This is a genomic window from Acinetobacter sp. C13 (assembly GCF_016809775.1).
Lineage (GTDB): Bacteria > Pseudomonadota > Gammaproteobacteria > Pseudomonadales > Moraxellaceae > Acinetobacter > Acinetobacter pittii.
In genome coordinates this window covers 995876-1022319 of record NZ_JAFBJL010000001.1, presented here as the reverse complement: position 1 = coordinate 1022319, position 26444 = coordinate 995876, and the positions used below count along the sequence as shown (strand labels likewise).

Here is a 26444-nt window from a genome sequence, read left to right as displayed (position 1 = left end):
GAACTTATCATTATATAAATTTCATTTATTTTATTAGGAATTGACGCTATAACTTTTTAAGTATTACCAAATATTCAAAATAAACTTAAGCTCGAAATGAAACTTAAAAGGAGAAATAAAATAGAAAAGTACCGTTGTAAATTAGCTCACTGATTTTAAATACAATTAATTATTAAGTTAAATGAAAGGAAGTGTTCGATCATTGGTAAAAATATTTTTAAATCGAACAAAAGGACGTAATCTTACTAGAAACGAATTTTAAAATTAGAAAAAATGAATGGTTAGGAGTTTAAGGAAGTGCTCAGGATTGAGTGATATTTAAAGTTTCATTCTATTTTCTATCGAGCATATCTAAAAATTCCTCATTTTTGTCTGCTAAATGATGGAAGAAATATGACATACACTCAGGAAGAAAAACGTAGCAGAATACGTGGGATTGTAGGCGCAGCCTCTGGTAATTTAGTTGAATGGTTCGACTTTTATATCTATGCAGTATTTGCTGCCTACTTTACTCAAGCGCTAACAGCACCTGATATGGATAGTACGACTAAATCTATCTATGTTTGGGGCGTATTCGCTGCAAGCTTTTTTATGCGTCCTATTGGTAGTTGGGTATTTGGGCGAATTGCAGACCGACATGGTCGTAAAAAATCGATGGTCATCTCAATTTGTCTGATGGCTTTGAGTTCTTTTCTCTTTGCAGCCCTACCTACTTATGACCAAGTTGGCTTATTTGCCCCTTTTCTTTTACTGGTAGTGCGCTTACTTCAAGGCTTATCGGTTGGTGGTGAATATGGTGCAGTAGCAACATATATGAGTGAATTAGGCTTAAAAGGTCAACGTGGTTTTTACTCGTCTTTCCAATATGTCACTCTCTCTGGTGGTCAATTACTTGCCAGCTTGCTTGGTGTAATTTTATTAACGTTCTTAAATGAACAACAATTACATGATGGTGGATGGCGTATTCCGTTTGTTATTGGTGGTATTGCAGCAATTTTTTCTTTGCTTGCACGTAGTCGTTTAGAAGAAACGCTTTCTCATCAAGACAGCGAACGAAAAGAATCTGGTAGCTTAAGAGAACTCTTTAAAAAGCACTGGAAAACCTTCTTATTGGTGGTTGGATATACTTCTGCTGGTTCATTAACGTTCTATGTAGAGACTGTTTATTCAAAAACCTATTTAACCAATTTAGGGATGGATGGAAAAACCGTTGGTTATATCATGACCTTCGCCCTATTTGTCTATATGTGTGCTCAACCTGTATTTGGTGCAATTTCCGACCGTATTGGGCGACGCTCTTCAATGCTGGCATTTAGCTTATTGTCTGCGATTTTTATTTACCCAGTCATGGTGATCGGGATGCGTGCCTATATTGATTCGCCGATCATTATTACCTTGCTACTTATTTTTATGATGATGTTACTTAGTTTCTATACATCTATCAGTGGCTTGGTAAAAGCTGAAATGTTCCCACCTCATGTACGAGCTTTAGGCGTAGGTTTTTCATATGCAGTAGGTAATGCGCTATTTGGTGGTTCTGCGCCTTCGGTTGCCTTGCAGTTTAAAGCTGCCGGAATTGAAAATACCTTCTTTATATATGTCATTGTCATGCTGATTATCTGTTTCTTATGTAGCCTTGCGCTTCCGAAAAAACCAGATTATTTAGAACATGATCATTAAAAAGTAAAAGATAGATATTCTTCTAGAGATTTTTTAGAAGAATATCTTTTTAAAATAATAAGAAAGTCATTTTTGTTCTGTATGCTATAGCTGCCTAGCACATCTAACTTATTCAATTAACTAAAAGTTACTAGTTTTTGATGTTCTTGATCCGTATGAATCAATTTTTTGATGGGATAAAAAAATGGAAAACGAAAAATCCCCTTTACCTGAAAGTATTATTCAAGTCACCTTCTGGCAAGCCTTTTTATTTTGGCTTAAGCTCGGCTTTATTAGCTTTGGGGGGCCAGCTGGACAAATCGCTGTGATGCATCAGGAACTCGTTGAGCAAAAGCGCTGGATATCCGAAAAAAGATTTTTACATGCTCTGAACTACTGCATGTTGTTACCCGGTCCTGAAGTACAGCAATTAGCAACCTATATTGGTTGGCTTATGCATAGAACTGCTGGAGGATTAGTTGCAGGTATTCTATTTGTATTACCCTCCTTATTTATTTTAATTGGGCTGTCTTGGGTTTATATAAAATTTGGAGATGTTCCCGTTATTGCAGGTATTTTCTATGGAATTAAGCCTGCCGTTACTGCAATTGTTTTCCATGCAACTTACCGTATAGGTAGTCGTTCGCTTAAAAATAAGTTTTTATGGGCCGTCGCGATTGCAGCGTTCTTTGCCATTTTTGTCTTAAAGCTTCCTTTCCCGCTTATCGTTTTATCCGCTGGTATTGCTGGCTATTTAGCGAGTAAAAAGTACCCAGAACTATTTTCCTCCGCGGCTGGACATAAAGCCAGTCAGAAAGATTATGGTCCGGCATTTATTGATGATGAGACTCCAACACCAGAGCACGCTAAATTCCATTGGTTGCGGTTAGCTAAACTTATTTTTATAGCAATCGCTTTATGGCTATTGCCAATTTTAGCTTTAGGCGCATATTTTGGATGGCATCATTCTTATACTCAAATGGCGTGGTTCTTTACCAAAGCTGCTTTGCTCACTTTTGGGGGCGCTTACGCAGTTTTACCTTATGTCTATCAAGGAGCAGTCAATCATTTTGGCTGGCTTTCACCTACACAAATGATTGATGGTTTAGCTTTAGGTGAAACTACACCGGGTCCACTGATTATGGTAGTGGCATTTGTTGGCTTTTTAGGAGGCGTCAATCATTCATTACTTGGCTCTGAGCATCTATTTTTTGCTGGAGCACTGGGTGCAGTCATTGTGACTTGGTTTACCTTTCTCTTTTCATTTGTATTTATTTTTGCGGGTGCGCCCATTATTGAATCTACACATAATGAAATTAAATTTACTGCGCCACTCACTGCAATTACCGCGGCTGTGGTCGGTGTAATTTTAAATCTCGCACTATTTTTTAGTTGTCACGTGTTATGGCCACAAGGCTTTTCAGGGCATTTTGATGTTATTGCAGCCCTCATTACTGTTGCTGCATTTATTGCTTTATTCCGATTTAACGTGAACGTGTTATATGTGATATTTGCATCAGCGCTGGTTGGTTTAGGGGTTTATCTTTTATAAAAATTAGTCATGAGTCTTTCAACGTAACTGCGAAGGACTTATGCCATAAAATTGTTTAAAGCGATGACTTAAATGACTTGCTGAGCTAAACCCACATACTAGCGCAATATCTTGCAAAGAAAGCTGAGATGACTGAATTAACCCCTTTGCCTTAGTTAAGCGTCTTTGCATGACATATTGGTGAGGCGCCATATTCATGGACTGTTTAAACATATGGGCAAAATGATATTCGCTTAAATTCACAACATTTGCTAAGTCAGACAAAGTCAGTGCTTGGTCTAGATGCCCTTCAATCCAGTCTTGAATATATTTGAGTTTATGAGGCGCGAGGCCTCCTTTAATGACGGGTTGCTGCCACTTCACGTTGCTATATCTTCGAATCAAGTGATTCAACAATAAACTTGCTGTTGTACTCATTTGCAAATGATTTGAAGAATCTTTCCAATCACAATCTAGCAAGAAGAATTGATATAACGCTCGAATCCGTTCATCGTCATTAAACACAACTTCGTTTAGTTCAATTTGATTGGGTTCTTTGTCCCATATTTTTTCGGCAACATCACGCAAATGTTGATCTGTATAATATAAGTGAACGAATTTAAGCCCACCACGTATATCCCAAGTCGACTCCTGATGTTCAGGCAATAAGCAAAAACGCCCCGGCCCACCGCCGTTTTTCCAGCCTGCAGGGGTTTTTTGATAGCTTTCATAGCCATCTTGAATATAGAGACTTAAAGTGTGGTGATCGCTACAGACACTTACACGATCTTGCTGATTAGACCAAAATGCAAGTTGCATATTCTCATCAAGCACCACAGTTTCGTGAAGCTTGGCTTTAGATTGCTGTAGCTGTTCTAAAGTTTGATAGGCCATGCAAAATTAAAACGAATATCATTGAGCTTAAGTTAACCATATTCAGCAAAATTCAGCTAGTTTAGATCTATAAAAAACGCAAGATCTTGCATGTGCAACACAAGAATATATACGTGAAAAATGAAGCATTCCTAGATACTTAAGCTTGATAATCGAGGATGAAGTTATGAATATTTTACTCTATGTTGCGGTGGTGTTGATTTGGGGAACAACATGGATTGGAATTGCCGTTCAAAGCCACTATGCAACGCCCGTTGTCGCAATTTTATGGCGTTTTGCTATTTCAGCCTTATTACTGTGGGTTGTTTTACTATTTTCAGGAAAATTACAGCGAATTGCTTTAAAAGATCATTTGTTCTGTATGCTGCAAGGACTCTGTGTTTTCGGCCTAAACTTTATTTGTTTTTATACTGCGGTTAAATATGTAAATAGCGGTTTAGAGTCTGTCATTTTTTCGATGGCTGTTTTCTTTAATGCCATTAATGCGCTTATCTTTTTTAAACAGAAACCTTCTCCAAACTTTGCGCCAGCTGCAATTTTAGGACTCATAGGTATTGTTTTACTGTTTTGGCATGACCTGATTAATAGCCAGTTTAATGCACAGTTATTAATGGGTATCGGACTATGTGCAATAGGCACTTACGGTTTTTCTTTAGGAAATATGATTAGTGTTAGACACCAAAAACGTGGCCTAAATATCTTTTCAACAAACTGTTATGCCATGAGCTATGGCGCATTGGTGATGTTAATTCTGGCTTTATTTACAGGACAAGATTTAATGCCGCCGATGAATTTCCCATTTTTAAGCTCGGTACTATACTTAGCTGTATTTGGCACGGTTATTGGGTTTTCAGCTTATTTTTCTTTGGTTGGGCGAATTGGTGCAGCCAAAGCAGCCTATAGCACGTTGCTCTTTCCTTTAGTTGCTCTAACAGTTTCTACTTTCTTTGAAGGATATGTATGGACTTTGAACGCTGTATTTGGAATTTTACTCATCTTACTCGGTAACTACTTAATGTTCAGTAAGTTAGAAATTGGAAAAAAGTTATTTAATAGTCAAAAAAATTGTGAGAAGCAGGCCTAAAAGCCTGCTTTTTTATAAGTAATAATTCATCTCTAGCACCCCGTTTTAAGCATCAACTCAAAATCTTTTAAAGCTGCAGCTGCCGTAGCTAAAGGTGCAGATGCCCCTCCACTTACCACAAATTCTCCCATTTCTTGCGTTAACACACGAATGCATTTATTTGAACCTTGCAGATGAGCAAACGCATGATTTGCTGGAACTAATCTTAATTCAACACCTGTTTGAATTTGCTGATTCTTAATATGAATAAAACCCACCAATCGAGGAATTAGATTCTCTTTTTTCCAATCACGAATATGTTCAGCCGTAACATGACTGATTCCTTGTCTTGGAATATCTTGAATTTTTACATCAGCTCCTAAAACAGTATTGGCTAATATCGTAATTTTTGCAGCGGTATCCCATCCATCTACATCGAAAGAACTGTCAGGTTCCGCAATACCTTTTGCTTGAGCTTTTCCAAGAGATTCTGCAAATGCACATTCGTGTTGCAACATATCATTCAAAATGAAATTTGTGGTACCAGTAAAAACACCTTCAACTTCTAAAATTTGACAGCCCGCCAAGTTATATTCAAACAAATCAACTGTCGGTAAGGCCGCAGCCGTTGCACCGCTAAAAAATAATTTTTTCTTGTGTTGATGTGCCAAGTTAATTAATTTTTTGCCTTCTACGACTAACGCACCTTTAGATACTGCTATCGCATTCATGCTATGTGTTAAAGCATAATTTAAATAAAATAGGCCCTTTCCACCTGTCACATAGTCACTTGGGCCTGTCTCGATAATGACATCTGCTTGAACCTGTTCTAAAAACTTTTGCTCTGTTAGGCCTGCTTGATATTGTGTTTTATCTAGCCACTTTGAAGCTTGTAAACCTTCTTGATCAATTAAACCTGATGATGAGTTGCAGACGCCCACTAAACGAGCATCAATTTGATATTTTTGTTGATAGTATGCCGATCGATTTAAAAGAAGCTCTGCAATTTGTTGCCCAATCCGTCCAAAACCACAAATTGCCACATTAACTCGCTTCATTTCGCTTTCTCAAAAATTTATATGGTTTAAATCAAATTTCCAAAGAGAATTTTAACATCTCGTCTTTGGAAAATTGCTAACTACAGAGATAGTTAAGATACTATATTACTTAGATATTTGTTAGATTAACTATCTTAATGACCATATAAATTGCGACAGCAAAAACCATTAAAGCAAAGACTTTTTGCACAATTGCAGAGGGAATAAAACGAATAGCTCTGCGCCCTAATAACATACCAACTGCACATGCGAGCGCAAACGCACTAGTGATTGCTACTGGATAGTGAAAACCCTCTGCAATATGCATCACAATACTCACTCCACTAATGAGAAAAATAATCATAAGTGACGTTGCAACAATACTATGCATATCCAAATTTGTGACTTTTCTAAGCGCTGGCACAATTACAAAGCCGCCACCAACCCCTAGCATGCCTGTTAAAAGCCCAGCAATAATTCCGATGCTGGCAAGAACGCTTCCCGTTTTAAAATTCCAGATAAAGCGTCCCGTACTTGGGTTAACCTGACACGGCGGGTTATGAAAGTCTGATACTCGGTTACTAATAAGTCGATAGCCCACTGTAAACATGACCAAGCTAAACATTAACATGAGCCAAATAGGTGAAATCGTGTTAGCTATTAAAATGCCGATATGTGCCATAGGAGCACCAATTATGGCAATCCAGATTGCAGCGCGATAACGCACAATCTTTTTAAATAAGCCTTCAATGGTTCCTATAAGAGTAGATAGCGCAACCGCCAACAACCCAATCGGCGCAGCTTGAGCCACACTCCAGCCTTGACTGGTCATGAGCGCAGGTACAGCAAGAATACCGCCACCTGCTCCTGTAAGACCAAGTAAAAAGCCAATCACAATGCCTTCAACGACAAGTAATAACATATCAAAAGCCTAAAATTGCATATACATTATTTGCAGTAGACTGCTGGTTAATGAGTGAGTAGTTCTCGCCTTCTTGCGAAGCTTTACTCGCTTCTCGGGACAAAGCGTTGCTTTGTTTATCCTCTATAACTCGAACATAGTTCTCGTCTTCTTACGAAGCTTCAACCGCTTCTCAGGACAAAGCGTTGCTTTGCTTAACCTCTTCCGCTCAAGCACAGCTTTCGCCTTGCGCTCGTACAAAGCGTTGCTTTGCTTAACCTCGCTCAGGTTTGACCATCCACTCGCGGCCCTTGAGCATGCCTTGCCAGTAAATCGGCGGTAAAATCTGTTCTTTAAGCAACCATGCCAAACGAGATGGCTTTTGCCCATCAATCACCCATTTTGGAAAACTTGGAAGCAATTTACCGCCGTAACCAAACTCAGCTAGAACGATTTTTCCACGCTCTACAGTGAGTGGACATGAGCCATAGCCGTTGTATTCACAAAAGTTTTGCTCACCGTTCAGTTGTGCTAGAACATTCACAGCAACGATAGGAGCTTGTGCCCGTGCCGCAGCAGCAGTTTTGGCATTAGGCGCATTCATCACATCACCTAAAGCAAAAATATTGGCATGCTGTGTGTGTTGTAGGGTTTGAGGATTCACACTCACCCAGCCTACATCATCAGTGAGAGCACTTGCACGAATAAAATCAGGCGCTTGTTGCGGTGGAACAACATGCAACATATCGAAATCTGTTTCGACCAATGCTGCATTTTCATCATTCACCACTTTGAACCATGCTTTCTTTGCAGGCCCGTCTACTTTGACAAGTTGATGGTTAAAATGAAGTTCAGTGCCATATTTTTCAACGTATTGCATTAGTGCAGGTACATATTCCTTCACACCAAATAAAACAGCACCAGTGTTATAAAAATGGATAGAGATATCTTTAAGTTTGCCTTGCTTTAACCAGTAGTCGGCTGAAAGGTACATCGCTTTTTGAGGAGCACCGGCACATTTAATCGGCATAGGCGGTTGGGTGAAGATTGCTTTTCCGCTGTTTAGCTGTTGCACCAGTTCCCATGTATAGGGCGCTAAGTCATATCGATAGTTAGACGTCACCCCATTTTTACCTAAAGTTTCAACCAAGCCTTCAATGCCATGCCAATTGAGTTTTAAACCAGGACAGACGACCAAAGCTTTATATTGAATGGGTTGGCATCCTTCCAAAATAACTTGATTATGCTCAGGATCGAATCCGGCAACTGCTGCTTTCATCCATTTCACTTTTGAAGGAATCACACTTGTCATTGAGCGTGCGGTTACTTGTGGTTTGAAAATACCGCCACCAACCATGGTCCAGCCCGGTTGATAATAATGTGTATCTGCGGGATCAATAATGACAATATCTAAATGAGGTTCACGACATAAAAGACTAGACGCTACAGAAATTCCTGCTGCCCCAGCGCCAACAATCACAACGCTATAACAAGGAATTGTGGCTGGTTCATGATCACGTTTTAAAATACGTGGCACCAAGCCTTTTAAGTTAAACCCAAGCTTATTACCCGACTCAACTAACAGTGCTGCATCTTGTGGAGCAACTTCAGCCAAAGCCCACAAACTGATTGCACGCATACCAGAGCGACAATATGCTAAAACGGGCTTCTGAGCATTCTGATAAAGCTGCTTAAACTTGGTAACTTGTTGATCGGTAATTTTGCCACTGATAACGGGCTGGTAGATTACGTTTAGGCCATGTCGCTGAGCTGCTTCTTCAATTTCAATCACATTGGGTTGATCTGCACCTTCTCCATCTGGACGGTTACATATCAGAGTTTTTATTCCTTGGTCTGCAATTTTTACAATATCGTTGGCAGTAATCTGGCCAGCAACATAAAAATCTTGATTAACTCGTTTAAGTTCCATATTGCCACCTTATAATTGTGAAATTGAGCCGCAAGCCTGATTAGCAGGAAGTGCTTTATCGATTTGTTTTGGATATGGCAGATTTAAGTTATTCATTAATTCAATAAAATCTTCACGCGAGCGATTCTGACCTAGACGTGAGTTATTTAAGCTTTCATAACCAATCGTTGAAGACAAGCGACCTTTATAATCGTGTCCTGGATATACAATAGTCTCGTCAGGCAGGCTAAATAGTTGCTTATGAATACTGTCATAAAGTGTACCTGCATTACCTTGCTGGAAGTCAGTTCGACCGCAGCCGTCAATTAATAATGCATCACCAGTGAAAATCATGTTTCCAACTAGGTAACTCGTACAAGCATTGGTATGACCTGGTGTGTAACGCGCTTCAATACTGAGGTTGCCAACTTTAAGCATGCAACCATCAGTAATTAAAATATCTCCGCAACTTACTTCTGAGTTTCGGTGTAAAACCGATTTGCAATGAAAACGTTCACGAAGTAAATTTGCAGCGGTAATATGGTCTGCATGAACATGAGTATCTAAGGTATAGATGAGTGTAAATTGATGTTGCTCTAATTCTTTTGCATAAATCTCTATATCTGATGCAACTGGATCAATTAAAACAGCCTCGCGTGTTTCTTCACACCCAAGCATATATGTATAAGTCGAACTTTCTTTTTCAAAAAACTGCTTAAAGAACATGATTTATGCCCCAATAATTTATTTCTTTCCTATATTTTGCAAATAAGATGCCAATTATTTAAAATTAAATAATAAATATAAAAATCAAATATTTAAAATAACAAGTAAAATTAAAGTTAGAAAACAAACGCAGCTTGATGTTCCTATGAAACTCAAGTATGTTTCAATGAAACGATTATGAAACATATGAAATGGCAAAGTTAAATTTTGAGTCAGAACAGGATTTTTTTATTTTATTTGAGCAACTTAAAGCTCTATTCCCAAATGCGAGTCTGTTTTTAGCAGACACAACGACTCAAGCAATTCACTATAAATTTAATACAGACGATATTTCTGTAGAGAACATAGCAGCGCTTACTCAAGACCATCACAATCAATATCTCGAAATTAATACTCCTAAAATGAGAAAGCGATTTATCTATCAAGAACATGATATTTACATCGCAGAGCATCGCATTATCGGGAAATTGCATATTCTACAGCCCGTTAGCATAGAGAATGATATTGTTGATGAAGAAGAGCTAACAGAAAAATTGCAAGACTTGGCTAAAGTTTTCAATAGTTGTTCACCAGAAATGACTCGTATGTTTTCAATTATTCAACGAGTGGCAATTACTGAGTTTCCAGTGCTCGTCCGCGGCGAATCTGGTAGCGGTAAAGAACTGGTGGCACAAGCAATTCATGATTATAGCCAACGCAAAAATAAGATTTTTGTAGCGATTAACTGTGCAGCCCTCAATGCCAATATTCTAGAAAGTGAACTATTTGGGCATGTGAAAGGTGCTTTTACAGGAGCAATTCGCGACCATAAAGGCGTGTTTGAACGTGCCGCAGGTGGAACACTGTTTCTAGATGAAATTGCCGAGATTCCTTTAGAGCTTCAAGCTAAATTATTACGGGTGTTAGAAACAGGTGAATTTACTCCTGTAGGCGGAGAAAAACCAATTCAGGCCAATGTCCGAATTATTACAGCAACACATAAAGCTTTACGCGAAGAGGCTAAGGCTGGGCGTTTCCGTCATGATCTACTCTACCGTCTACGCGTAATTCCAATTTTCATACCACCACTCAGAGAGAGAAAAGTCGATATTCCTCTTATTGTCGATCAAATTTTAAAAGAGAGCTCAACCCAACTCGACACAATGCCTCGTCACGTCAATCAAAAAGCCATGCAAGTTCTTTTAAATTATGACTGGCCAGGAAATGTTCGTGAGTTAAAAAACACCCTGCTTTATGCTTTAACCATGGCAAATGGTAAAGATGAAATTGAGGTCGAAGACTTACCAAATGAACTCTTAAATGCTGAAGATTACGTTAAATTACCGGAGTCAAATACAGAGCTTACCCCTGAAAATGTACAAGCTGCTTTAGAAAAATATAACCATAATTTGAATATGGTCGCGAATATTTTTGGAATTAGCCGTACCACGCTTTGGCGATACAGACAAAAGCATAAGCTTTAGCTAGGTATTTAGCTCATCTAAGGCGTATCATATTGCACTTGGTTAGGTTCGTTAGTTCAAAGGCTTTATATGATTGTTCGTGATAAAAGCAATGTATTTAAACTCTTATTTGCTTGGAAAGGAACAATTTTGCCGAAGGTTTTGCCTGCACTGAGTTTTGTTGTACTTATTTCAGCCTGTGTGGTCTGGCTCTCTTATTATCATTGGATTCAAATACCTACCGTACCCGCGATCGGATTTACCATCTTTGGCGTGATTCTTTCGATTTGTACAGGCTTTAGAAATAACGCATGTTATGACCGTTGGTGGGAAGGCCGCAAGCTCTGGGGTGCTTTAATTGCCAATGCCAGACATATTGTTAGAGATAGCCATGTTTTATCTAATGAAAAACGCGAACATTTAATTCATCAGGTCTTAATTTTTAGTAACTTATTGCGTGATCGTTTACGTCAACAAACAGTTGAACCCACAAAATTTCTTGAACATGCCTATTTAAATAACTCTTCACTTAATTATTTAAATGAGCATATTAATGCACCTCAATTTGTACTCGAAAATATTCAAAAGGATTTAGTCAAAGCTCTAAAAGACGGTGAAATTAGTGACATCATCTATAGCACGCTAAATCGACATATTATTGAGCTAGGTAATATTCAAGCGGGTTGTGACCGAATTGCTGGGACACCTTTACCCTACTCATATTCAGTACTTTTGCACCGTGCTGTTTATTGTTTCTGCTTCATCTTACCTTTTAGCCTTGAAGCTGCTTTAGGCATTTGGACACCGCTTATTGTCGGCTTAATCGCTTATATGTTTTTAGGACTAGATGCCTTAAGTGCTCAAATTGAAGAACCTTTTGGCTTGCAAGAAAATGATTTACCGCTCGATTCTATTGTGCGTTTAATTGAACGAGAGTCTCTAAGCTCTTTAGGGCAGCCATTACCCCCTATTATTGAAGCCCAAGACAACAATTTACTTTAATAAAAAAGAGCGAATCATCGCTCTTTTTTTATAGGCTTAAGTGTCTATTTATGGATGTACGATAATCTTAACGGCTGATTCATTGTTATGAATTAAGGTTTCAAAACCTTGTGAAATCAAATCATCAAGTTGAATGCGCTGCGTAATAAAAGGTTCCAGATTTATTTTACCTTCTTCAACCAGTTTAATAGTCTCCTGATGGTCATTTACATAGGCAATTGTGCCTCGTACATCAAGCTCTTTCATTACTACACTATGCACATTAATTGATGCTGGATGGCTCCAAATCGAAACAATAACTATAACGCCTGTTGGTTTCACTGCCGCAACCAAAGTATCTAACACCTTGTTAACGCTACTACATTCAAATGCAACATCAACACCATCGCCATTAGTAATTTTCATGACCTCAGAAACAACATCAACTTCTGACGGGTCTAAAATATAATCTGCAACAGCCGACTCTTTGGCTTTTTCTTTACGTTTGGCACTTAGCTCTGTAATGATGACCTTAAGACCTTTCGCTTTTAAAATTGCCGAAAGCAATAAACCAATTGGCCCCGCACCGCCAACCAGTGCAATATCACCAGCCTTTGCACCACTACGTACGAAAGCATGATGACCCACCGATAACGGTTCAATTAAGGCTGCCTGATCTAGCGGAATTTTATTGGAAATTGGATGCACCCAACGGCGTTTAACTGCAATTTTTTCCGATAAACCACCACCACGACCGCCTAAACCAATGAAGTTCATATTTTTAGAAAGATGGTAATTATCACCCGGTCCAGTCGGTACATCATCCGCCACAATATAAGGCTCTACGACTACATGCTGGCCAATTTCAATATCATCAACACCTTCACCTACGGCATAGACTACACCTGAAAATTCATGTCCCATGGTAATTGGCGCAGATTCACCTGAAATAGGATGCGGATGTCCACAAGGTGGAATAAAAATTGGTCCTTCCATAAATTCGTGCAAATCTGTACCACAGATTCCACACCAGGCTACCTTAATGCCTACAGTGCCGGGAGTGACTTCTGGTTCAGGAATATCTTCAATACGAATATCGCCTCTGTCATAAAAACGTGCTGCTTTCATTATTATCTCTCTCAAATCAGGATGTTGTTTTAGCGATAGACAATGCCGCCGTCCGTTAAAATGGATTGACCCGTAATATAGTCCGAATCTTCACTTGCCAGAAAAGCAACTAATGCGGCTACATCGTCTGGTGTTTGGGCTCTACCTAAAGCAATACCTTCCACATACTTTTTATAAGTTTCACCAATTGCAGCACCGGTAATTTCAGCAAAACGTTTATCAATTTCAACCCACATATCAGTTCCGACAATTCCGGGGCAATATCCATTTACCGTAATACCGTGACTGGCATATTCTTTTGCCGCAGCTTGGGTAAGTGCTCGTACCGCAAATTTGGTTGCCGAGTAAATACCGAGTAAAGCAAACCCGTCGTGGCCTGCAATTGAGCAAGCATTAATGATTTTTCCTTTATGTTGCCGCTGCTTAAATTTTGCGGCAGCAGCCTGTATTCCCCACAGCACTCCACCAATATTAATATCAACAATTTTTTGGAATTCATCTGGTGTGATATCAGCAATCGCTTGAACTTGTGCAATTCCAGCGTTATTAATCATGACATCAAACCCACCAAGTGTCTGCTCAGCATGATTTATAGCAGCATACACTTGCTCGCGGTCACTTACATCGGCAATAAATGTACTCGCATTTACACCTAAAGCCTGAATTTCCTGCTGCACATCGTTCAGTCGATCTTGTTTCATATCAACTAATGCAATATGTGCTCCTTCTTGCGCCAAGCGCAGGGCAATCCCACGGCCAATGCCTTGGGCTGCCCCAGTCACTAAAGCGACTTTATTTTTTAATCCCTTAACCATGTTCAACTCCTGTAAATGTAGAATTTCTACATATGAATCGCTCGTTGCATTGAAGCCAAAATGGATTCATGCATGGCTTCTGATAATGTTGGATGCGGGAAAATCACTTGAGCTAAACTTTCATCAGTTGCTTCTAGATATTTCGCAATGGCAAATCCTTGGATATGTTCGGTCACTTCATGACCCACCATATGTGCACCAAGTAATTCACCCGTTTCTGCATGTACCACCGTTTTAACGAAACCTGACGCATCTCCAATTGCTAAAGCTTTACCATTTGCAGTTAAAGAAAACTTGCCAATACGTATAGGTAGATTCTTAGCTTTTGCTGCATTTTCCGTTAAACCAATACTCGCCACTTGTGGATGTGTAAAAATACAACCAGGTATCTGGCTACGGTCGAGTGAATGGACGTTTGCCACACCAGCGATTTTCTCGACACATATCATGGCTTCATGGCTTGCTTTATGAGCGAGACACGGCGCTCCAGCAACATCACCAATGGCATAAAGCCCTGCTACGTTGGTTTTACAATAGTCATCAATTGCCACAAAACCTTGTGGATTGAGTTCTACACCTAAACGTTCTAGTCCTAGCCCTGTGGTATTCGGCTGTACACCAATTGCCGAAAGCACGCGGTCAAAAACAAGCGTTTGAACATCATTTGCCGTTTCAACCACACAGTGGACTTGCTCATTTTCAATCTGAATACTTTGAACGACAGCATCGGTTAAGACTTTCATACCTTTTTGTTCAAATTGTTTTCTGACAAATTGGGCAACTTCCACATCTTCAGTAGGTAAAATTTGTTTAGCCAAATCAATAAGGGTCACCTGACATCCCAAATCTTGATAAAGGCTAGCAAACTCACTACCAATTGCACCTGAACCTACAACCAGTAAACTTTTCGGTAACTGCTCTGGAACAAGCGCTTCTTTATAGCTCCAGACATATGTTCCATCGACAGGAAGTTGAGGAACATGTCGGGCTTTAGCTCCAGTTGCCAAAATGATATGTGGTGCACTCAAATTCTGACTATTACCTTGAGCATCGGTCACTTCAATTTTTTCTTTCGCTGTAAGTTGAGCGCGACCATTAAAAACCGTCACCTGATTCTTTTTCAACAAGTAATCGATGCCTTGTACTAATTGAGCTGACACTTGTCGGCTATGTTGCACAAGCTTTTGAATATCAAAATCGAGTTGGGATACCTGAAAACCAAACTGTCCAGCATGTTTAAACTGGGTTGCGAGCTCTGCCCCTGCAAGCAAAGCTTTGGTTGGAATACAGCCCCAATTTAGACAAATTCCGCCTAAATGTCGCTCTTCTACAATTGCGGTTTTTAACCCGAGCTGGGCTGCACGAATTGCAGCCACATACCCACCCGGTCCCGCGCCAATCACAATTAAATCAAATTGAGCTTCTGACATGCGGGTTCTCCTACACCAAAATTAAAGCAGGGTTTTCAACAAACTGCTTAAAGCTGGCCAAGAATTTCGCCCCAACTGCACCATCAATGACTCGGTGATCGCATGACAACGTCGCTGTGACAATCTCACGAACCACTACATTGCCATTTTCGACAACAGCGCGAGATTCCGAAGCACCTAATGCCATAATTGCACCTTGCGGTGGGTTAATAATGGCATCGAACTGTTTAATGCCTAACATTCCTAAATTTGAAATGCTAAAGCTGCCCCCCTGAAACTCATCAGGTTGTAACTTGCCAGTCTTAGCACGCGTTGCCAAATCACGCATGTCATCGGAAATTTGTGCTAAAGACTTCTGATTTGCTGCTTTTACAATGGGTGTAATTAAACCGTTTGGAATCGCTACGGCCACCGAAATATCCGCTTGAGAGAACTGTAAAATTGATTGAGTCGCCTCATCAAATTGAACATTCACTTCAGGTACTTTAATCAGTGCCGCCGCCGCTGCCTTAATTAGCATGTCATTAATAGAAAGTTTCACTTGTGGAACAGTCTCATTAATCTGCTTACGTAGTTTTTGCAAAGCTTCTACGTTGAGATCGACCACTAAGCGGAAATGCGGTGCGTTACGTTTTGCAGCCTGTAACCGTGAAGCAATCGCTTTACGCATCCCATTCATCGCCACCGTCGTAACGGTTGATTGTGGTTGAGCTGCACATTGCAGAGGTTGTTCATTTAATGGCGTTGGGTTATTACGATAGTAAACTGCCTCAACATCTTCTTTACAGACACGGCCACGAGTACCTGAAACACGGCAATCATTTAGGTTAATGCCCCACTGCTTTGCTAAACGACGTGCTACAGGCGTTGCTAAAACTTGGCTATCATCGGCCGTAGATTTAACCACTTTAGCTTGAGTTTGCTGCTTAACATCAGGCCATTGACCACCAGCAACCTGTACAGCCTTCTGGATGTCTTGAACACTAATACGTCCTTCACGACCAGAACCTGTGACTTTTGCCAAGTTTACATTGTGTTTTTCTGCAAGCTTCAAGGCATGCGGCGTTGCAAACAACTCATCAGATGTTTGATAGCCTTGTAATGACTCTGGTACAGCGTAGTCATCTTTCGCTACCTTTACAGGAGCTGAAGCACTAACTGCTACAGTCTGTGGTTGTTCTGCTTTTTCAGCAACAGGTGCAGATGTTTCCGCTTTACTTTGCTCCGAAGGTGCTTCAAGTGCTTGAGCTGCTGAACCACCTAGTGATGCGATAAACCTTTCAATTTCTGCATCAGAAACTTCACTATCAGCACATACGGCAATAAGACCACCAACAGGTAAAGTATCACCATCTTTCGCTAAAATTTTACGGAGCGTTCCAGCAAAAGGCGCTTCTAACACATTAACAATTTTTGTGGTTTCAATTTCACAAATTTCATCGCCTTTATTAAAGCTATCACCCTCTTTAATCAACCATTGGGCGATCGTGCCTTCTTCCATGGATAATCCCCATTTTGGGATCTCCAGCGTTTTAATTTCGCTCATCCTAAGCCTCCAATGTTTTTCGCACAGCTTGCTCAATACGCTCTACACTTGGAATCCATTCTTTTTCTAAAACTGGAGAGAATGGAACAGGCGTATGTGGTGGCGTTACAAGTTCAACAGGTGCTTTCAAATAGTGGAAACCTTTTTGGGCGATTAGTGCAGCAACATCATGTCCAAAACCACAACGTGCAGCTGATTCATCGACAATAACCACACGCCCAGTCGACGCAACAGACTCTAAAATTCCTTCTTCATCCAGAGGTGAAATTGTACGAGGGTCTACCACTTCAACCGAAATACCATCTTTTGCCAATTTGTCTGCCACTTCATTAGCACGATGTACCATCAAGCCTAAAGCAATAATGGTCACGTCTGTCCCTTCACGGGTGTAATTTGCTACACCAAAAGGAATAGTATAGGCATCATCTGGAACTTCGCCTTTAATGTCATAGAGCATTTTATGCTCACAGAACACTACTGGGTCGTCATCACGAATAGCCTGAATTAGTAGCCCTTTCACATCATATGGGCTAGATGGAACCACAACTTTTAAGCCCGGAACCGCGGCAAATACGTTATATGGTGACTGAGAATGCTGGGCTGCCGCAGAAAAACCTGCGCCAATCATGCCACGTACAACCATTGGCGCTTTTGCTTTTCCGCCAAACATATAACGGAATTTAGCGGCTTGGTTATAGAGCATGTCATGACACACGCCATAGAAGTCCATAAACATTAGATCTGCAACAGGACGTAAACCTGTTGCAGCAGCACCAGCGGCCATACCGATAATTGCAGACTCAGTAATTGGGGTATCAATAACACGTTCCGAACCAAACTCTGTCCATAAACCTTTGGTTACGCCCAATACACCACCGAAACCTTCTAACTGGTTTTCTTCAGTGTTTTTACCGCCGTGCCCACCACGAACATCTTCACCAACAACAAATACGGTTGGATCACGGCGCATTTCTGATTCAATGGCTTCTTTAATTGCATTACGAAAACTTTTATTTGGCATCTTTACTATTCCTTTAGTAAGAGACATAGACGTCAGTAAGGAGTTGTTCTGGTTTTGGATAAGCCGCAGCACGAGCTTTAGCAACGGCATCATCAACATTTGTCTTAGAAGCTGCATCAATCTCGTCTAGTTTGGCTTCATCAATTTTGCCTTTGACTTTTTCGCGGAAAATTTTCAAAGGATCTTTGTTTTCTTTAATAAACTCGACTTCTTCCTTAGAACGAATTAAGCCAGGGTCACCTTCGAAGTGGCCATAAAAACGGTTTGTAATGGTTTCAATCACACTTGGACCTTCACCACGACGTGCACGTTCAATGGCAGTTTGAGCGGCTTCATAAACGGCAAAGAAGTCTGTACCATCAACTTTAACTGCAGGTAAACCAAAACCTGCTGCACGGCCAGCAATGTCCTTACTTCCTACAGCGTAATCATGACCAGTACCTTCACCAAAACCGTTATTTTCGAAAACGAAAATGACTGGAAGTTTAAGCACAACAGCCATATTCATCGCTTCAAAGGTAAGGCCTTGGTTTGAGCCACCGTCACCTGTAAAAGACAGTCCGACACCACCAGTCTTTAAGGTTTTCGCTGTCAACGCCGCACCAATGGCTAAAGGAGGTCCACCACCCACAATCCCGTTGGCACCGAGCATACCTTTATCTAAATCGGCAATATGCATAGAACCGCCTTTTCCACGGCATAGCCCGTCATCTTTACCGAAAATTTCCAGCATCATGGCGTGAATGTCACAGCCTTTTGCAATACAGTGTCCATGTCCACGGTGTGTTGAAGTGATATAGTCTTTGTCGGTTAAATTTTCGCAAATCCCGACTGCTACAGCTTCTTCACCACTGTATAAGTGAATAAAGCCAGGTATATCACCATTGGTATTTTCTTCGTGAAGTCGATCCTCAAATTCACGAATATCACGCATGCGTTTATATGCTGCGAGTAATTGCTCTTCCGTTAATTGCATATCCTTTTCCTTTATTATCTTGATTATTAAAAATCAACCAAGTTTCAGCGAGAGTTATATATTCCGCTATAAATAATAAAGCTCAATTTAATTTAATATGCTATTAGACTAAAAAGTTTTAAATAATTTTTATGGTTATTATTTTTTATTTTTCAAAAACTTGCACAGCAAAAATAAAATTAAAAAATTTTAATACATTTCATTGGCTTGTGAAACAAACCTTTAACCAACCTTTATTAATTTATAATATTAGCTGTGTACTACGCTCATTAATAAACTCTATGTCCTTTATTTAAATTATAAGGATTTTTATTATATAGAGTCTAGTTAAATATTATTTAATATAAAATGGAATTTTATATATGGACTTAAAAAGGCAAATAGAAACTGGTATTAAATTAAGAGGAGCGGATAAAGTTGCTCGCATTCCGATTAAAATTTTACCTACAGAAGAGTTACCGACTAAACCTGACTGGATTAGAGCTAAAATAACCGATTTTGAAGAAATTAACCGCATAAAAAATTTGCTACGCCAACAGAAGTTACACAGTGTTTGCGAAGAAGCGGCGTGTCCAAATTTACCGGAATGTTTTGGTGGAGGTACGGCAACATTTATGATTATGGGCGATATTTGTACTCGTCGTTGCCCATTTTGTGATGTCGCTCATGGTCGCCCAAAACCGCTAGATGAAGATGAACCTAAGCACCTTGCAGAAACAGTCGCAAATCTAAACTTAAAGTATGTCGTGATTACCTCTGTAGACCGCGATGATCTACATGATGGCGGCGCTGCACATTTTGTAAAGTGTATTGAAGAAATTAGGAAACGTTGTCCAGAAACATTGATTGAGATTTTAGTACCAGATTTTCGCGGTCGTTTAGAGACAGCGCTTTCAACTTTAAGCTTATCTCCTCCAGATGTGTTTAATCATAATATTGAGACGGTTCCTCGTTTATATAAAGCGATGCGCCCCGGTTCAGATTATCAACATTCACTAGAGTTACTTAAACGTTTTAAAGCATATTGTCCCGATATCAAAACCAAGTCTGGCCTGATGGTTGGATTAGGAGAAATTGAGGCCGAAGTGCTTGCCCTACTCAACGATTTAAAAGACTATCAAGTCGATCTTGTCACGATTGGTCAATATCTTCAGCCTTCAAAATCACATGCGCCTATTCATCGGTTTGTAAATTTACAGGAATTTGAACGATATACCCGACACGGTAAGCGATTAGGTTTTAAAAATATTTGGAGCGCACCTATGGTTCGTTCTAGCTATTTTGCTGATCGACAATATTTCGGAGAAGAAGTGCCAAAGCCTTTCAGCCGACAAGATGTCTTATCTTAATGATTAGGCAATTAACAAAACTTATCCAATAGGATAATGGTCAAGACTTATAAAATTATTTAAGGTAAGGAGATAACTAGGAAATAGTCACAATAAGAAAGTTATAACTGTTGAGCGGCTACGGATACGCCATTTCAATGATAAAGGAATTTCGATATGGATATGTCAGAACAATTATCATCGCCTTTAATAGACACTAGTCCGTCCTTATTTCGGCCGGAATCCTCATCTCATTCTAAACAATTAGGAAAAAAACCATCACTTGACCTTGAAGCAGCACCTTTGTTTGATCTGAGTGAGGAATGGGAACACTCATTATTTGGTCGTTCGATTCACGAGTGCCATCGCAACTTAATGCATATTGCCGAAGATGCCGATATGGCCATTGGTGTGACTGATCCTCATGGTACTCTACTTTGGACATGGAGTAGTCACCCTATGCGCTCATCGGCTGAGCAAGTCCACTTTGTTGAAGGTGGTCAGTGGTCTACTCAGGCAGTAGGTCAAAACGCCATTGGTCTAGCATTAAATACACATTCTGCAAGCTGTGTTTACTCACATGAAAACCAAATGAATAGTGTCAGAGACTGGGTCTGTTATGCTGCCCCAATAACTGATACAAATACAGGTCAGTTTTATGGAATTATGAATTTATCGACCAAATATCAAAAACATAATTCACTTGGAGTTTTAGCAGTAGAGCGTTGTGCTGACATTGTTAAACAAGCAATTCAGCTTCATCAGAAAAATATCTTATATATTAAAGCCTTCGGTACTCCTAAAGTTCAATATAACCAACACAGCCTTACATTGACTCAACGTCAAATTGAGATTCTGTGCATTCTAACCCTTTGTCCCGAAGGGATTAATCTTGAAGAACTTCACTATGCTTTATATGGTGATCGGCCTGTAAGTACCACTACTTTAAAAGCAGAACTTTCTCAACTCAGAAACTTAATACCCGATGTCATCGAGTCACGACCATATAGACTTAACTGCGAAATTCAATGTGATTTTTTAATGGCCGAACAAGCCTTAAACCTAGGTTTTACATCAACTACGCTTACACTCTATAGAGGAAGTTTCTTAGCTAAATCAGAAAGTCCTTTTTTATGCGCATGGAGAGATTGTTTTGACGCTCGTTTGAGTCATGTGATTTATCAAATTGAAGATATTGATCAATTATTGCGAGTAGTCAGTCGTGTACCAGACCGTGTAGATGCTGTTGAACGTTTACTTGAATTATTACCCGAAGAAACACCTTATCGAACTAAACTCTTAAAGTTGCTCGAATAAAATAAAAGGGAGAATATCCATACGATATTCTCCCTTTTTAAGGCTAGATCAAGCAGAGGCTTGAAGCTGTACCCTATAGCAGTCGTCCAAAGCTAATTCATAATACCGCAGCCCTTCTTCAGCAGCATGAAATGCTTTTTGCTGCCAGTCAGGACGGTCATTACATAAGCGTTTAATCAACTCCATAGCTTCATATGGATGAAGATCATCGTAATGTGCATGAGCGCGCAACCAAGCTAAAGAACGTTTATCAATCGTGACTTCAGGATGATTAGTATAGGTATGAATACCTTTATACACCTGAATAGACCAATCTCCAGTTGCCCATTCAATCGCCAAATTTGTTGCAGCCAGACATTCTGCCAAATTGCCTCGATGACTCATATTCCATAGAAAATGGTTTACAGCATTCATAGCAGCGGGTGGTCGTACATGATCAAGTTCTTCAACTGTTAAGCCAAAACCTCCAGCCCAATCGCGATACCATTTTAAGTGTCGCTCTTCTACCTTAATATTTTGAATTAACCAATCTCGCGCTTCAATAACTCCCGGTTCAGAAAATCCAGTCGCTTTCCCCAATGCTCCAGCCATATATGACGGGAAATGGGCGACTAATGGATAGAAATTAAGTAAAGCATAACGGAAACTATCTAGGCTCAATCCCCCATTGGCCATTTCCGTAAAAAACGGATGTTTACTCACCCGTTCTTTAGCTGGTAACAGGTCGTCCCAGAACCGTTGTGACCATCCATTATGCGGCGTAATTTCTAAATTCATTCCATATTGATTTAGAGCAGTCATTGCTAATTTTCCTATTTATATGACAGCAATCATCTGTATTTCACGCTATAAGTCTATCCGAAAATGATAAAGATACAATCGTTAATCGACCATTTGTAACTTTTTTCGATGGATTGGGGAACTTTAGATAATTATTAGGCTAATCATTGAAATGTCGTGATTTTTATCACATTTAACATAGATAAAAATCATTACTTTTTTAAAAAATCTGTATTATTATTTTGAATAAACCACACATTATATAATCAATATTTTTAGATGGAACTTTACTTAAAATAAGTCTCATTTTATGACAACTTCCAATATAGAGAGCATTAATTATGAAGTTGCAGGGTTCCAATATATTGGGACAGGAACAAATAGATTTATTAACCACACGAGGATTAAACTTTGTATGGTTTCCAAAGCAGCTTGAAACGATTTATCGTTTTCAATACCAAAACGGTGCTGCCTATGAATTCCGCTACAGAGCGCCTATTATTTTAATATTATATATATTTTTAAGCTTTGGTATATATCAAGTTTTACCAAGTGAACAAGTTTTATCCTGGTTTAGCTATTATTCTTGGGTTGGTGTAATTGTTCTTATCGCTTGGATTTTATCATTTATTAAAAAATTAAATCAGTATTTTGATTATTATGTAGGAGTTGGCTCGGCTTTAGCGGTAGCAATTACTTTTATTTTAATTAACGTTATTGAGAATGGACAAGATAATGTTCTTTTTCATGCTGCGATGATGTATGCAATCGTTATTATTTATGGTGCTGTTGGTATGCGCTTCTATACAGCCATATTTGCTGGATGGATGGGAGGACTAGTTGGAATTTTAGTAAGTAACTACTTAAATGGTGTGATCGACTGGACGTTCTTAAACCGAACTTACACTTTTAGTAGTTTTTTGGGAATGACCCTCGCCTATGCAACGGACCGTCAACATCGAGAAAACTATCTACAAAACTGTATGATTGAGCTGAACCGTATTGAGCTCATGCAACAAGCGCAGCAGTTATCCTTACTTTCTCAGCAAGATGCACTTACTGGTTTAGCCAATCGACGTTATCTAGATGAAACTTTGGATAATGAATGGCGCCGTGCATTACGACATGAAACCCCACTCACTATTATGATGGTCGATATCGATTATTTTAAAGCATACAATGACACGCTAGGACACCTCAAAGGTGATGAATGTTTAAAAGAAATCGCAATTGCTATTTCTTCTATTGCTGCTCGTAGTGGAGATTTAGTTGCTCGTTATGGTGGTGAAGAGTTTTTACTACTATTCCCAATGACAAATTCTCAGCAAGCTTTGATACAAGTCGAACGTTTAATGAATGCGATTAATAAAATTGCGATTAAACACCCATGTAGTGATGTTTCACCACATGTCACTATTAGTGTAGGAGTCGCAACCACAATTCCACGTCTAAACGATTCTATTTCTGCTTTTGTGGCACGAGCAGATCATGCATTATATAAAGCAAAAACCAATGGACGTAATCAATATAAGATTGCTGTAAACGAAGAACAAATTGTAGATTTGACTTAAAATGGAAAATAACTATTGAGGATAACTTTTGGCTAGTGATTACATTATTTGCTTTTAATATTATTTTTTTGAATTAAAATAATGAAAGAATTCTCTATTTAGCTTTTCCATCCGTGGTAAAGCTAAAATGTAATCTAGATTTAATATGTACTAGATATTGTTGTTTAGTTCTTAATATTAAATTAAGAATGGTTTAGTTAAGATTAAAACATACCTACCCTAAGCTAAAAAATTCCAGTTCATCAGAATTCTCCTTTTAACTTCTTCCAAAGTTTATTTATAAAATAGAGCAATAAGTTTTGCTCCATTCTGGGAGGAGCTGTCTGAACAACTTCATTTGAAAATGGCAATATCGAGACAATATTCTCATGTATCGTTTCATAGTTCGGATAAGCCTCTTTTTTAATAATCTCTATAATTTTTTGTATTTCATCTACAGATAAGTTCAAGAATTTTTTAATTTCTTGGACTGTTTTTGATTCAATAGATAATAAAGCACAAACTCTAGTGACATTAACAATCTGCTCTGCATGAATATTTTTAAAGTTTGGATAACAAACAAGTTTATATAGAATTTTTGTCTCAAACGGATCTGTAGCGGTTATATTTTCTATTCGTTCTTGATAAGATTTTTTAAAATATTCATTATTTTCAATTTCTAATAAAATTTTTAATAATTCCTGATACCTTAAGGGTCTCTTTAGACCATATTGATAACCTTTTAAAAGCTCAGGATTATTACTTAATACAATTTTAATTTTTTTAGGAATAAGAATATTTGTATAGCCACTGTCTAAATCAATAATATATATATCTGGATTATCATCACTATATATCCAATTTTCAGATAGCTGAGAGGATAAAGATAAGTCATGAATAACTTTTATCATTGCCTCTAAGTTTTTAGGCAATAGTTTATCCTTTGACATACAGCCAATTCTATATGTACATTGATTCATTGATATTTCCCCAATTTCAATGATGACTTTGAAAATTATTTGTTTAAAGTAATAAAATTTAAATATGTAATAAACTTATATAAAACTAATTTGAATAAAATTAGTTTTAAGATATAAATATCTTGTGCAAGTATAAAAATTAATAAGATTTTAATTTTTTACTTAAGCAGATAAATATATTCAGAAATAAATCGCGGGTATTATATTTATATAGAGATTATAAGACAAGGAAATAATTTAAAATTTAATAGAGCCGAATATGATAAAAAAATTAAAGCCCCCAAGTTTAAGTTAAATATGGGGGCTTAATTTACTATAGTCAAAATTATGACTATGGTTCAATTGGTGCAAACGGTGGAACAACATCTGCATTTTGTGCACGATGGCGTAGGAAGTGATCCATTAGGACAATAGCCAACATTGCTTCTGCAATTGGAGTTGCTCGTACACCTACACATGGGTCATGACGACCTTTAGTTAACACATCAGTATCTTCACGGCTTAAATTAATCGTTTTACCTGGTGTTGTAATACTTGCAGTAGGTTTTAATGCAATGGCAACTCGAATCGTCTGACCACTCGAAATACCGCCTAAAATACCACCTGCATGGTTCGCTAAGAAGCCATTACTCGTCAACTCATCACGTGTTTCATGACCAAACTGCCCAGCAACTGCGAAACCATCCCCGATTTCAACACCTTTAACCGCATTAATGCTCATCATGGCATGAGCAATGTCAGCATCTAGACGGTCAAAAACAGGTTCACCCCAGCCTACAGGAACTTTTTCAGCTAAAATTTCTAGCTTAGCCCCGCAGCTTGTACCTTGTTCACGCAAAGACGTAACCAATGCTTCAAAACGAGGAACAGCATCTACATCACCACAGAAAAATGGATTATTTGGAACTTCATTCCAATCCAGTTTTTCAGCAACTTCATTACCAATTTGAGTGACATGACCACGAATCAAGACACCAAATTTTTCTGCTAAATATTTTTTAGCAATAGCACCCGCTGCAACACGCATAGCAGTTTCACGTGCACTCGAACGACCGCCACCACGGTAATCACGGAAACCATACTTTTGTGTATAGGTGTAGTCCGCATGACCCGGTCTAAAAGTCTGAGCAATATTGCCGTAATCTTTCGATTTTTGGTCAGTATTACGAATGAGTAAACCAATTGGCGTACCAGTAGTTTTACCCTCAAACACACCAGAAATAATTTCAACCTGATCAGGTTCTTTGCGCTGAGTCGCAAATTTTGATGTACCCGGCTTACGGCGATCCAGATCTTTTTGTAGATCTTCTTCGGTTAACTCAAGACCAGGTGGCACACCATCAACAATTGCCATCAAACCAACGCCATGAGACTCGCCACATGTCGTTACGCGAAAGAGTTGTCCAATACTGTTCCCTGCCATATGTACA

At 39.0% G+C, this 26444-nt stretch carries 22 protein-coding genes; 8 read left to right on the top strand and 14 right to left on the bottom strand.

The genetic code is table 11. The features are described 5' to 3' along the window. Positions 1–393 precede the first annotated feature (393 nt). Together JGE69_RS04985 and chrA are read left to right on the top strand one after the other, a co-directional pair. Positions 394–1680, top strand: a complete 1287-nt coding sequence (locus JGE69_RS04985; RefSeq protein WP_068565764.1) for an MFS transporter — start codon at positions 394–396, stop codon at positions 1678–1680. Positions 1681–1864: 184 nt separating this feature from the next. Continuing rightward, on the top strand, positions 1865–3211 hold the full coding sequence (gene chrA / locus JGE69_RS04980; protein WP_199112502.1) for a chromate efflux transporter: 1347 nt from the start codon (positions 1865–1867) through the stop codon (positions 3209–3211). Positions 3212–3229: 18 nt separating this feature from the next. Here the strand turns inward: chrA and JGE69_RS04975 are convergent, their stop codons facing one another. Continuing rightward, positions 3230–4084, bottom strand: a complete 855-nt coding sequence (locus tag JGE69_RS04975; RefSeq protein WP_069123254.1) for a helix-turn-helix domain-containing protein — start codon at positions 4082–4084, stop codon at positions 3230–3232. A 166-nt stretch (positions 4085–4250) separates the two neighbouring features. Here JGE69_RS04975 and JGE69_RS04970 point away from each other — a divergent pair, with 166 nt between their 5' ends. After that, the gene (locus tag JGE69_RS04970; RefSeq protein WP_174724976.1) at positions 4251–5168 is read left to right on the top strand and encodes a DMT family transporter; all 918 of its coding nucleotides are present in this window, start codon (positions 4251–4253) and stop codon (positions 5166–5168) included. A gap of 32 nt (positions 5169–5200) precedes the next feature. Here JGE69_RS04970 and JGE69_RS04965 read toward each other — a convergent pair whose 3' ends face one another. The 4 genes from JGE69_RS04965 to JGE69_RS04950 all read right to left on the bottom strand — a co-directional run bounded on the left by JGE69_RS04965 (position 5201) and on the right by JGE69_RS04950 (position 9720). Next, positions 5201–6205, bottom strand: coding sequence for a homoserine dehydrogenase (locus JGE69_RS04965; protein ID WP_199112501.1), 1005 nt, complete (start codon positions 6203–6205; stop codon positions 5201–5203). Between the two features lie 109 nt (positions 6206–6314). Continuing rightward, a complete protein-coding gene (locus JGE69_RS04960; RefSeq protein ID WP_174724967.1) occupies positions 6315–7106 on the bottom strand; it encodes a sulfite exporter TauE/SafE family protein in 792 nt (263 codons plus the stop codon). A gap of 253 nt (positions 7107–7359) precedes the next feature. Next, on the bottom strand, positions 7360–9015 hold the full coding sequence (locus tag JGE69_RS04955; protein ID WP_174724964.1) for a TIGR01244 family sulfur transferase: 1656 nt from the start codon (positions 9013–9015) through the stop codon (positions 7360–7362). Positions 9016–9024: 9 nt separating this feature from the next. Then, complete coding sequence (locus JGE69_RS04950; RefSeq protein ID WP_174724962.1) at positions 9025–9720, bottom strand: MBL fold metallo-hydrolase; 696 nt, start codon at positions 9718–9720, stop codon at positions 9025–9027. Positions 9721–9911: 191 nt separating this feature from the next. Here JGE69_RS04950 and JGE69_RS04945 point away from each other — a divergent pair, with 191 nt between their 5' ends. Both JGE69_RS04945 and JGE69_RS04940 read left to right on the top strand, forming a co-directional pair. Further along, complete coding sequence (locus JGE69_RS04945; RefSeq protein WP_174724926.1) at positions 9912–11183, top strand: sigma-54 interaction domain-containing protein; 1272 nt, start codon at positions 9912–9914, stop codon at positions 11181–11183. Between the two features lie 69 nt (positions 11184–11252). Further along, positions 11253–12164 carry a bestrophin family protein gene (locus tag JGE69_RS04940; RefSeq protein WP_002047179.1) on the top strand — a complete coding sequence of 304 codons (912 nt, stop codon included), beginning with the start codon at positions 11253–11255 and terminating at the stop codon, positions 12162–12164. A 48-nt stretch (positions 12165–12212) separates the two neighbouring features. Here the strand turns inward: JGE69_RS04940 and JGE69_RS04935 are convergent, their stop codons facing one another. From JGE69_RS04935 to JGE69_RS04910, 6 genes are read right to left on the bottom strand one after another with little or no spacing between them, the layout of a single operon-like run. After that, on the bottom strand, positions 12213–13271 hold the full coding sequence (locus JGE69_RS04935) for a 2,3-butanediol dehydrogenase (protein WP_024439052.1): 1059 nt from the start codon (positions 13269–13271) through the stop codon (positions 12213–12215). Between the two features lie 29 nt (positions 13272–13300). After that, complete coding sequence (locus JGE69_RS04930; RefSeq protein ID WP_000238437.1) at positions 13301–14086, bottom strand: acetoin reductase; 786 nt, start codon at positions 14084–14086, stop codon at positions 13301–13303. Between the two features lie 26 nt (positions 14087–14112). Continuing rightward, positions 14113–15516, bottom strand: a complete 1404-nt coding sequence (lpdA, locus tag JGE69_RS04925; RefSeq protein WP_174724924.1) for a dihydrolipoyl dehydrogenase — start codon at positions 15514–15516, stop codon at positions 14113–14115. A gap of 10 nt (positions 15517–15526) precedes the next feature. Then, positions 15527–17062: a 2-oxo acid dehydrogenase subunit E2 gene (locus tag JGE69_RS04920; protein WP_174724922.1), complete on the bottom strand. Its 1536-nt coding sequence runs from the start codon at positions 17060–17062 to the stop codon at positions 15527–15529. A gap of 1 nt (position 17063) precedes the next feature. Beyond that, on the bottom strand, positions 17064–18083 hold the full coding sequence (locus JGE69_RS04915) for an alpha-ketoacid dehydrogenase subunit beta (protein ID WP_001133053.1): 1020 nt from the start codon (positions 18081–18083) through the stop codon (positions 17064–17066). Positions 18084–18096: 13 nt separating this feature from the next. Next, complete coding sequence (locus tag JGE69_RS04910; protein ID WP_039251282.1) at positions 18097–19059, bottom strand: thiamine pyrophosphate-dependent dehydrogenase E1 component subunit alpha; 963 nt, start codon at positions 19057–19059, stop codon at positions 18097–18099. A gap of 362 nt (positions 19060–19421) precedes the next feature. On the opposite strand from JGE69_RS04910, the gene lipA reads away from it, so the two are divergent. After that, a complete protein-coding gene (gene lipA / locus JGE69_RS04905; RefSeq protein ID WP_032034987.1) occupies positions 19422–20408 on the top strand; it encodes a lipoyl synthase in 987 nt (328 codons plus the stop codon). Positions 20409–20564: 156 nt separating this feature from the next. Next, positions 20565–21704 carry a transcriptional regulator gene (locus tag JGE69_RS04900; RefSeq protein WP_199112500.1) on the top strand — a complete coding sequence of 380 codons (1140 nt, stop codon included), beginning with the start codon at positions 20565–20567 and terminating at the stop codon, positions 21702–21704. A gap of 48 nt (positions 21705–21752) precedes the next feature. On the opposite strand, the gene JGE69_RS04895 is transcribed toward JGE69_RS04900, so the two are convergent. Continuing rightward, positions 21753–22505: a TenA family transcriptional regulator gene (locus JGE69_RS04895; RefSeq protein WP_199112499.1), complete on the bottom strand. Its 753-nt coding sequence runs from the start codon at positions 22503–22505 to the stop codon at positions 21753–21755. A gap of 320 nt (positions 22506–22825) precedes the next feature. Between JGE69_RS04895 and JGE69_RS04890 the strand changes: the two genes are divergently transcribed. Then, a complete protein-coding gene (locus JGE69_RS04890; RefSeq protein ID WP_017386898.1) occupies positions 22826–24055 on the top strand; it encodes a GGDEF domain-containing protein in 1230 nt (409 codons plus the stop codon). A gap of 242 nt (positions 24056–24297) precedes the next feature. Here the strand turns inward: JGE69_RS04890 and JGE69_RS04885 are convergent, their stop codons facing one another. Both JGE69_RS04885 and aroC read right to left on the bottom strand, forming a co-directional pair. Then, on the bottom strand, positions 24298–25014 hold the full coding sequence (locus JGE69_RS04885; protein ID WP_032003584.1) for a hypothetical protein: 717 nt from the start codon (positions 25012–25014) through the stop codon (positions 24298–24300). A 331-nt stretch (positions 25015–25345) separates the two neighbouring features. Beyond that, a complete protein-coding gene (gene aroC / locus JGE69_RS04880) occupies positions 25346–26437 on the bottom strand; it encodes a chorismate synthase (RefSeq protein ID WP_002113712.1) in 1092 nt (363 codons plus the stop codon). Between the last annotated feature and the right edge of the window lie 7 nt (positions 26438–26444).